The sequence below is a fragment of the Bradyrhizobium neotropicale genome, assembly GCF_001641695.1.
Lineage (GTDB): Bacteria > Pseudomonadota > Alphaproteobacteria > Rhizobiales > Xanthobacteraceae > Bradyrhizobium > Bradyrhizobium neotropicale.
Genome location: NZ_LSEF01000063.1, coordinates 224,401 through 232,795, shown reverse-complemented (window position 1 = coordinate 232,795; position 8,395 = coordinate 224,401). Strand labels below are relative to the sequence as shown.

Annotated in this window: 10 protein-coding genes and 1 tRNA gene; 5 read left to right on the top strand and 6 right to left on the bottom strand. The window is 63.4% G+C overall.

Translation table 11 applies throughout. The features are described from left to right. Nucleotides 1-11 precede the first annotated feature (11 nt). A complete protein-coding gene (locus AXW67_RS22355; protein ID WP_063675747.1) occupies nucleotides 12-1,142 on the bottom strand; it encodes an IS630 family transposase in 1,131 nt (376 codons plus the stop codon). 38 nt (nucleotides 1,143-1,180) lie between these two features. Between AXW67_RS22355 and AXW67_RS22350 the strand changes: the two genes are divergently transcribed. From AXW67_RS22350 to AXW67_RS22340, 3 genes are all read left to right on the top strand, one after another. Then, a complete protein-coding gene (locus AXW67_RS22350) occupies nucleotides 1,181-1,462 on the top strand; it encodes a LexA family protein (RefSeq protein WP_063675745.1) in 282 nt (93 codons plus the stop codon). Between the two features lie 48 nt (nucleotides 1,463-1,510). Further along, the gene (locus tag AXW67_RS22345) at nucleotides 1,511-2,092 is read left to right on the top strand and encodes a GNAT family N-acetyltransferase (RefSeq protein WP_082907975.1); all 582 of its coding nucleotides are present in this window, start codon (nucleotides 1,511-1,513) and stop codon (nucleotides 2,090-2,092) included. 110 nt (nucleotides 2,093-2,202) lie between these two features. Further along, on the top strand, nucleotides 2,203-2,688 hold the full coding sequence (locus AXW67_RS22340) for a Crp/Fnr family transcriptional regulator (protein ID WP_063679577.1): 486 nt from the start codon (nucleotides 2,203-2,205) through the stop codon (nucleotides 2,686-2,688). On the opposite strand, the gene AXW67_RS22335 is transcribed toward AXW67_RS22340, so the two are convergent. Beyond that, nucleotides 2,627-3,454, bottom strand: coding sequence for a metallophosphoesterase family protein (locus AXW67_RS22335; protein ID WP_063679592.1), 828 nt, complete (start codon nucleotides 3,452-3,454; stop codon nucleotides 2,627-2,629). The two genes, AXW67_RS22340 and AXW67_RS22335, sit on opposite strands and share 62 nt — an antisense overlap. A gap of 223 nt (nucleotides 3,455-3,677) precedes the next feature. On the opposite strand from AXW67_RS22335, the gene AXW67_RS22330 reads away from it, so the two are divergent. Both AXW67_RS22330 and AXW67_RS22325 read left to right on the top strand, forming a co-directional pair. Continuing rightward, nucleotides 3,678-4,364: a DNA-3-methyladenine glycosylase I gene (locus tag AXW67_RS22330; RefSeq protein ID WP_063679576.1), complete on the top strand. Its 687-nt coding sequence runs from the start codon at nucleotides 3,678-3,680 to the stop codon at nucleotides 4,362-4,364. Nucleotides 4,365-4,576: 212 nt separating this feature from the next. Then, complete coding sequence (locus AXW67_RS22325; protein ID WP_027549966.1) at nucleotides 4,577-4,870, top strand: hypothetical protein; 294 nt, start codon at nucleotides 4,577-4,579, stop codon at nucleotides 4,868-4,870. 100 nt (nucleotides 4,871-4,970) lie between these two features. On the opposite strand, the gene AXW67_RS22320 is transcribed toward AXW67_RS22325, so the two are convergent. The 4 genes from AXW67_RS22320 to AXW67_RS22305 form a co-directional block, all read right to left on the bottom strand. After that, the gene (locus AXW67_RS22320; RefSeq protein WP_245315665.1) at nucleotides 4,971-5,801 is read right to left on the bottom strand and encodes a hypothetical protein; all 831 of its coding nucleotides are present in this window, start codon (nucleotides 5,799-5,801) and stop codon (nucleotides 4,971-4,973) included. A 190-nt stretch (nucleotides 5,802-5,991) separates the two neighbouring features. Then, a complete protein-coding gene (locus AXW67_RS22315; protein WP_063679574.1) occupies nucleotides 5,992-6,774 on the bottom strand; it encodes an alpha/beta fold hydrolase in 783 nt (260 codons plus the stop codon). A gap of 367 nt (nucleotides 6,775-7,141) precedes the next feature. Then, nucleotides 7,142-7,218, bottom strand: a tRNA-Arg gene (locus tag AXW67_RS22310). Nucleotides 7,219-7,351: 133 nt separating this feature from the next. Next, a complete protein-coding gene (locus tag AXW67_RS22305; protein WP_063679573.1) occupies nucleotides 7,352-8,395 on the bottom strand; it encodes a sensor domain-containing diguanylate cyclase in 1,044 nt (347 codons plus the stop codon).

Genomic DNA, 8,395 nt, shown 5'->3' with positions numbered 1-8,395 from the left:
CTAGTGGTTCATCACAGTGGTTTTGACTCTTTGGCGGCAACTGGATAGGCGCGACCGAGTTTGGCGCGGGCTTTGTCGGTTGTGAACATCCATTTGATGCGGTCTCGCGCCTTGTTTCGCTGCCGTTGCCATGCTGCGATTTCTTTTCGAAGCCTTTTGGGATCGTCGATGCGACGGCCGAGACACTGGCGCTGCAGCACGCTGATCTCGCACTCGACCATATTGAGCCAGCTGGCGTGTTTCGGGGTGTAGTGGAACTCGAGGCGGCGCAGGATGCGACGGGCCTCGGCAGGCGCAAATGCCTGATATAGCGCGCCGGCCGTATGAATCGACAGATTGTCCTGCACCACACGGATGCAGGCGGCATTGGGATAGTGGACGTCGACGAGTTCGCGCATGCAGTGCGCGTAGTCGACCGCGGCGCGGTGGTCTGTAACCTTGACATTGCGCCAGCCGCGATGCGGATCGAAGGTGACGAAGAGATTGACGGTACCGTTGCGGCGATATTCGTAATCGTAGCGCTCGCGCTGTCCCGGTTGGGCAGGGATCGGCTGGCGTACCTCGCCGATCAGCTGGACTGGGGTCTCGTCGAAGCAAACCAGGGGCCGCTCGGGATCCGGCGCCTCGGCGTAGAGATCGAGCACATCCTCCATCCGGGCGACGTATTCGCCGTCGACATGAGGAATGCACCACATATCCCGGCGCCACGGCTTGAGGTCGTTGTCGGCCAGCCGGCGGCGCACGGTCTCGCCCGACAGGCTGGCGTGATCGGTGAGCTTGACCATCGCGTCGGCCAGCAATGTCAGCGTCCAGCGTTTGCGGCCGGCGGGCGGCTTGGCGCATGCCGTCGCCACCAGCAGGGCCTCTTCCTTGCCTGTCAGCTTGCGTTCCGCGCCCGGACGCGGCTCCTCACTCAAGGCCCGCTCCAGATTGCCTTCTACGAAACGGCGTTTGGTCCGGCCGACGGTGGAAAGGCTGACCCGGACGGTTCGGGCAATCTCCGCGTCGCAGCTGCCTGAATCGGCCGCCAGCACAATCTGAGCCCGTTTGAGTTTGCGGGCGGAATGCGTGCCGCCGCCGAGCATTGCCGTCAGTTCGTCCCGCTCGGCTTGGCTCAATTCGACCCGATAACGTACATTCATGCTTCGCCTCCTTGTCGGAGGCCGGGACGAATCCAGCTATGAGTCAAAAATCAGGCGCGCACTTCACCGAGAAGCAGGGACACTATCTCGCTTTCATCCATACCTACTCGTACATGTTCGGACAGCCGCCCGCCGAGGCCGACATCCAGCGGCATTTCCGCGTCAGCCCGCCGTCAGTCCACCAGATGATCCTCACCCTCGAACGCAACGGGTTCATTCGTCGCCAGCCCGGCGTCGCTCGAAGCATCGAGATCCTCTTGCCACCCGAAAAGTTGCCTATCCTCGGATGGCTCGGTATCAAAACGTCAAAATCACTGTGATGAACCACTAGGTCTGCGGTTTCACGCAACCTGCCGAAAGCGTCACGCATGTCAGAGATATTTCCGGGGGATGTTGTCGAGCCGGCCGAGCTGGTCGTCGTGCCTCTCGGCGGACGCCAGGCCGGCGTTGTGGCCGAAGCGAAGGGCATGGTCCGCATCAGAGCCGCCAGTGCATCCGATGTGGCGAGCCTGTCGGCCTATTTCATCAGCCTTTCCCCGACATCACGTAACAAGCGCTTCATGGGAGCGCGCGCCGACTTTGCCGTGGTCGCCGCCGAATGTCTGCCAAAGACGAGCCATCCCGATCGCTTCACGCTGCTTGCCGAACTCAGGCGGGAGGGGCAGGGCACGATCATCGGCGAGACGCGATACGCCTATGACGCGGCTGCGAGCCAGGGCGAATTCGCCATTTCGGTCGCCGATGCCTTCCAGCGCCAGGGCGTTGGCTTCCTGATGATGACGGCGATGGAGATGCGCGCCGTCAATCTCGGCCACGACATGATCGCGGGCGAGACCGCGCGAACGAACGCTGAAATGCGCGGTCTTGCGAAGAAAGCGGGGTTTCGGGATACCGGACTTGGCGATTGGCAGTCGATTCATCTCGCCAAGCGCCTGTCGCGTCGACGGTGAACGAAAATGAGACGCCGCTCCAGGCGCTCGTTGGTCGGCTTGCCGTAAATTTGAGCAAGCGTGCCGCGCGGATCGTGCTTTAGTGTCTCGCCTTAAGGGAGTTTTCGGCGATGCGCGCAGTTCTGGATTACTGCACCGGCGGAACGGAGCGGCAGGTCAAGGCCGGTACGCTCGTCGTCACCGAGGGCGGGACCTCGGGCCATCTCTACGTCCTGATGGAGGGCAAGCTCGAGGTGATCAAGGGCGACACGGTGGTCGCCACTGTCGCCGAGCGTGGGGCGGTTCTCGGCGAGATGTCGGTGCTGCTCGGGCAACCGCACACCGCGACGGTGCGGGCGTGTTCGGATGCCGTCATCTACGAAATCGAGGATGCCGCCTCGTTCCTCAAGCAGGAGCCGGAGGTTGCGCTCCTGATCGCGCGCATGCTGGCGCAGCGGCTCAACGTCGCCAACACCTATCTCGCCGATCTCAAGCGGCAATATGCCGGGCACGGCACGCATCTGGCGATGGTCGGTGAGGTGCTCCAGAGCATGATCAACCTGCCGCCGCTTGAGGTCTCGCCAGGCTCGGATCGGCAATCCGATCCAAGGATGTGAGCCAGTCCGGCGGATCCTCGACAGGCGCGGCGGGCCGCGTCAATGCGGCGTCGAGATCGATCCATTGCGCTTCGCCGGCGGCAAGCCAGAACGCCTTGCTCTCGTCGAGATCCAGCACGATGTGCGTCGGCGGTCGGCCCGGCTGCAAGCCGGCATTGAACACCCAGGTCGGACCCAGCCGGTCGAACCACGAGCCGTCCTTGACGAAGGGCGACTGATGCACATGGCCCGAGATGACGATGGATGGCTGGTATTGCCCGACCCATTGCACCAGCTCGACATCGCCGAAGAAGCGCTTGCCGCCCCAGCTCGTCGGTGAATCCGCCGGCGGTGCGTGATGCGCCCAGATCCATCTCTGCGGCCGGTTGGCGGCGGCGTCGCGAAGCTGGTCGGCGATGCGCTGCTTGACCAGCGGCCCGTCCCACCACGGGCACACCGTGAACAACGTGTCGTCGATGGTGAGGCTGTCACCGTCGCAGGCGATCCCGAGCTCGCGCACCTCCGAGGTCCATCGCGCGACTTTTTCGCCCTCCGCGTTGCGCTCGTCGAGATCGTGATTGCCGGAGCAGAGGATGACGCGCGTCCGGGCCGCCAGCAGCTCGAGGTATTTCTTCACCACCACGATCTGCGCGCGAAAATCCACCATAGAGCCGATGTCGAGCGCATCGCCGGCAAAGATGATCAGATCGAAATGCGGCGCCGCGCTCACCAGCCAGTCGAACTGCGGCAGTGCGTAATGCAGGTCTGCAACGACCAGGCAGCGCATTTGAAAATCCATTGGGTCGGAAATGGACGTTTGGCAATTCCGGACGAGAAGGAAAAGCAAGAACCAGACCAGTGCCGCACCCGTTGGCCGCGTCAAATCAGCCGGGAGGCCGCCCACTGGACCTATACTGCATCGCGTTCGAGTGCGCCGATGCGGAGGGTGGCGCCGCACTGGACGGGCTCTTCGAACTCTGCTGTCGTAACGCGCCTCAACGCGGTGACCCATGACCCCCTTCAAGACCATTCGCGCCCGTGCCGAGAAGCGCAAGGGCGGCCCCAAGGCGCTGGAAAAGCTGATGCCGGAAAAGCCCGACCTGAAGCGGCTGGCGAAGCTCGGCGACGATCGCATCCTCAGCGAGATGACCAGGCGGGTGTTTTGCGCAGGCTTCGCATGGAGCGTGATCGAGGCGAAATGGGACGGCTTTGAAGACGCATTCCTGCACTTCCAGCCGGCCAAGCTCACCTTCCAGCCTGAGGACTATTGGGAGGGCCTGATGCGCGACGCGCGCATCGTGCGCAACGGCGCCAAGATCATGTCGGTGCGCGCGAACGCCGCCTTCGTGCAGGAGATCGCCAAGGAGCACGGCAGCTTCGCCAAGTTCCTGGCGAAATGGCCGTCATCCGACGAGATCGGCCTGCTCGATCTTCTCGCCAAGCGCGGCAGCCGGCTCGGGGGCAACACCGGCCAGATGTTGCTGCGCTTCGTCGGCTGGGACGGATTTGTCACGTCCAAGGACGTGGTCGCCTGCCTGCGTGACGCCGGCCTCGACATTGCCGAGGAGGTGAAGTCGAAGGGCGACCTCGCCAAGGTGCAGGCGCAGTTCAACGCCTGGGCCGGGGAGACCGGTCTGCCCTACACGCATCTGTCGCGCATCTGCGCGCTGTCGGCCGGCGAGAACCGAAGCCAATAGCCGCGTCCGGTCCTGCCGGCTCGTTCAATGATGGGCGCAACGTGGCGATCTCGCGCCATGAGCGCGGCGGGTGAAACCCGACATCACGAAATGCATCGCGCAGGAACATTTGTCTGCAGCATCCGTTCGGAAGTTGAGCCAGGCGGACAAGGGCGCAGGGAACGTCCGCCTCGGCCTCGATGAAACCGGACATGACAGAAACGGAGCAGCCCATGAAGCTAACGTCCGAGCAAGTGAAGCAGACCGTCAGGCAACTCGGCGCTCAGGTGCTTCCCGACGAGCATCCTGCCATGCCGCAACTCAACAGCATGTTCGGCGAGCACACGTTCTTCGTCGACGAGAGCGGACTGAAGGTCCTCGAGCCCGCGCAGTCGCTCGGGGCGGAACGCTCGAGCGGTGAAGTCGTCAGCCTCGCCGATTGGGGCGATTCGGACCTGACGCGCCTGATGGCACATGAGCCCGAGCCGACCGGCGTGATCGTGGTGTTCGAGCAGATGAAGCATTGAGCGGGGATGACGGTGCGAGGCGGGCGATCAGCCCGCCGAAGCATTGGCCACGAAGTGGCGGAGCTACGGCGCGTGCCGCCGGCAAAGTAGCGCGGCGCCGCTACAGTTTTCCATAGACCCGCCCGGCGACCGCCTTCAGGCGCTCGACCGAGCCGGACTCCGCATGCGGCTTCACCGGCGCGAACAGGATCGAAGCCTGCCTGCCGTTCTTCCAGACATAGATGTTGACGGCGTTGCCGTTGCCCTTGGTGCAGGAATGCTCGCCGAACGCTTCACTGCCGAGCTCGGGTATCGCCACGTGTTTGCACGGGTCCGTGCGTTTCATCATGCTGATGACGGTGTCGCGCGAAATCGCGATCACCGCGACGACCATGGTGTTGCCCTCGCGATCGAACATCATGCAGCTGCCCGCGCCGGTCCGCTGGACCGTCAGCGTGCTCTTGTCGAGAAAGCCGTCGGCATCCGCGCCAGTGAGCCATTCGCAATCGCCGAATCGCTCGCTGGTCTTGCCCATATTACCGATGGCAACGCGCGCGACTTCGGTGAGCGGTCCGAGCAGCGCGTCGTCGGCACGCCGGCCGATCGGGTAGACACTGATCTGCAGAATGTAATCGCCGGACAAGGCGACGACCGAGGCCTCCTGGCGCTGCGCGCCGGCGGCGCTCATTCCGCCCTGGCCTTCCTCGCCGACCCCGGACATCGCGTTAAGCGGCATGCGCTCGCCAAGCGTCTTGACGAAGGTCGCGTACAATTCCTTGGCGCGGTCCTTGTCGGGATTGCGGAACACGGTCAGCATCATGGTGTCGCCGCGCCCGCCCTGGTAGATGCAGCCGCGGCCGTCCTGATTTGAAACCAGTGACCATTTGAGCGCCGGCATCGCGCCGGCGAGTTCCTTGGCGCTGATGAACGGGCAGGTTTCGGCAGCGTGCACGGGAAGCGCCGGGGCGGCTGCGATTGCAAGGAATAGAACGAGGCAAGAGAACAAACGATCGATAATATGCATTGGATAATTGCTGCCGCTGTTGGCGCGCCACGGCCGATGAAGATGGGCGCTATTGCTACGCTGTGGCACTATACCGAACCGTGCGGATCCGCGCACGGCTATCCCGCCGCGCCGAAGCTCACCCGGGTCTTCGCACGTAGAGCGAGATAAACCGGTCGATCATCGGGTTGATCTGCTCCGGCACTTCCAGCGACAGGAAATGCCCGGAGCCGACGGCCTTGGCCGTGACCAGTTGCGGGCACAGCGCCGCAAAACGATCCAGATCCGCGAGCCGATGGGCCGCTTCGATGTAGAGCACCGGGACCCGGCACGCCTGGGCGCACTCACGCGCCCGATGCACATCCCAGGGAAACAGGCTTGTAAATGTGGACACCAATACGTGCTGTGGCGTCGCCAGAAAGGTCTGTTCAACATGGGCGCGGCATCTGTCGGTCGGCAGACAGGAGTCCGCCACGATTTTTCGCGCCTCGTCCGCAAAGTCCGCGCCCCTTAAGCCTTCCAGATACCCGGCGAACACCGTCCCTGCCGAGGCAGGGAAGAGCACCCCTGAATCGAGCAGCACCAGGCCTGCCGGAAAGTCCGGATAGCGGGCGGCGATTTCGAGCGCCATGTTGCCACCCATGCTTTGACCCACGATGACCGGCTTTGTGATCTGCTGTCGGTTGCACAGCCAGACGAGATCATCGGCGAAGCCTTCGATCGAATACGCCTGTTGCGGCTTGTCGCTCTCACCATGCCCCCGCAGCTCGGCATTCAACGCCCGACCTTGACGGGCGAAGTACTCCATCTGCGGCGCAAAATGCGTGCGATCCCCGCCTAGGCCATGGACGAACAGGAATTGAAGCGGTCCCGCCCCGGCGATGTCGAAGGAGAGCTGAACGCCGTCATGCGCGAGTTTCATGGGTCATCTCCGTATTCACCGACATGTCCAGGTGTCTCAAGCGGGTCCTTGATCTAAGTGGCGCACCCGGCGCGATTCGAACGTGTGACCTTTGCCTTCGCAAAGCGAAGGTGAGCAGATTGTCCCTGCTTACCTGAAGTGCATGTGATGTGCGCCTGTCTGACACTACCCCCCATCTTTAGCTCGAACTAACCTTCGAGCTTCACCTTCGGCGCGCATCGCGTTCGAAGTCGCCTGTCATGGTCCCTTGCGGTGGTAGCTGCCCTACTCTGATAGACGGGAGGTCGTTAGCCGATCCGGTTGCCTACCCGTGCTTACCCACACGGAGCGCCTCAAATCCCGGGATTGCGCAACTGACTGATATTGCTGGCGCACCCGACACGATTCGAACGTGTGACCTTTGCCTTCGGAGGGCAACGCTCTATCCAGCTGAGCTACGGGTGCAGTGACCGCTCATTTAGCTGATTGGCGAGGGGCGGGCAACCGCTTCTCGCTGCGCAAGCATGATCCGGAAAAGTGTGCAGCGGTTGTCCGAAAAGATCATGCTTAAACAAGAACCTAAAGCGCGAATCGCGCTTTAGGCCGATTTGCGCGCGGTCGCGGCCGGAACCTGCGACATCTCACGGTCGAGCCTCGCAAATTGGGTCAGGACCCGCTCGGCGCAGATGACGCGGTTGCGGCCGAGGCGTTTTGCGGCATAGAGCGCCTGGTCGGCCGAGCCGAGCAGCCGGTCGGGGCCGCCGTCGCCCTCGCCGGGGACGTGGCTTGCGACGCCGACGCTGAGGGTGACGTGATCGCCGGCCCCATTGGCGCCATGGGCGATCTGCAAGGCCATGACGGCACTGCGGATCTCCTCGGCCACGGCGCAGGCGGCCTCGCAATCCAATTCCGGCAGGATCAGCGCGAACTCCTCCCCGCCATAGCGGCTGGCGAGGTCGAGCGGGCGGTCGGCATGCCGGCTGACGACGGTGGCAACCGCGCGCAGGCATTCGTCGCCGGTCTGGTGACCGTGCAGGTCGTTGAACAGCTTGAAATGGTCGACGTCGACGTACAGCAGCGCCAGGGGTTTTTGCGTCCGCTGGGCGCGGGCCCATTCCGTCAGCAGCATCTCGTCGAAGGAGCGGCGGTTGGACAGGCCGGTGAGCCCATCCTTGGTGGCGAGCTCCTTGAGCGCCATCTCGGCCCGCTTCTGATCGGTGAGATCGCGCAGCGTCTCCACAACCGCGATCAGATTGCCGGCCTCGTCATGGATCGGGCCGGCGTCGATGGCGAGATAGAGCTGGTTGCCGAGTTTCGGCATCACGCACCAGTTCTCTGCGCTGAAGCCGAGCCCGTTGTGGCCGCGCGCAGCATATTCAGAATAGAACTCGGGAAGCTGTTCCGGCCGGTCGAGCGCGACGAGGTCGGCAAGACAAGGGCGTTTCGTCCCGTAGAAGGCCTGCCAGTGCTTGGTCGTGCCGATCACCTCGGATGCGGCGACACCGGTCAGCCGCTCGCAGGCTCTGTTCCAGATCACGACCCGGCGCTTCGGGTCGATCACGAAGGTCGGCACGACGAGGTGCTGCATCAGCCGCACGGCGTAGGAATGCGCAACGTCGACGGTCTTGGCCGGTTTTGTCAT

What these genes read in the sequence shown, in the direction of transcription:
- AXW67_RS22315 (WP_063679574.1), bottom strand. Translation starts at nt 6,774, where the DNA reads ATGAAACTCGCGCATGACGGCGTTCAGCTCTCCTTCGACATCGCCGGG.
- AXW67_RS22325 (WP_027549966.1), top strand. Translation starts at nt 4,577, where the DNA reads ATGAAGCTAACGTCCGAGCAAGTGAAGCAGACCGTCAGGCAACTCGGC.
- AXW67_RS22335 (WP_063679592.1), bottom strand. Translation starts at nt 3,454, where the DNA reads ATGCGCTGCCTGGTCGTTGCAGACCTGCATTACGCACTGCCGCAGTTC.
- AXW67_RS22355 (WP_063675747.1), bottom strand. Translation starts at nt 1,142, where the DNA reads ATGAATGTACGTTATCGGGTCGAATTGAGCCAAGCCGAGCGGGACGAA.
- AXW67_RS22345 (WP_082907975.1), top strand. Translation starts at nt 1,511, where the DNA reads ATGTCAGAGATATTTCCGGGGGATGTTGTCGAGCCGGCCGAGCTGGTC.
- AXW67_RS22305 (WP_063679573.1), bottom strand. Translation starts at nt 8,395, where the DNA reads ATGACAAAACCGGCCAAGACCGTCGACGTTGCGCATTCCTACGCCGTG.
- AXW67_RS22330 (WP_063679576.1), top strand. Translation starts at nt 3,678, where the DNA reads ATGACCCCCTTCAAGACCATTCGCGCCCGTGCCGAGAAGCGCAAGGGC.
- AXW67_RS22350 (WP_063675745.1), top strand. Translation starts at nt 1,181, where the DNA reads ATGAGTCAAAAATCAGGCGCGCACTTCACCGAGAAGCAGGGACACTAT.
- AXW67_RS22340 (WP_063679577.1), top strand. Translation starts at nt 2,203, where the DNA reads ATGCGCGCAGTTCTGGATTACTGCACCGGCGGAACGGAGCGGCAGGTC.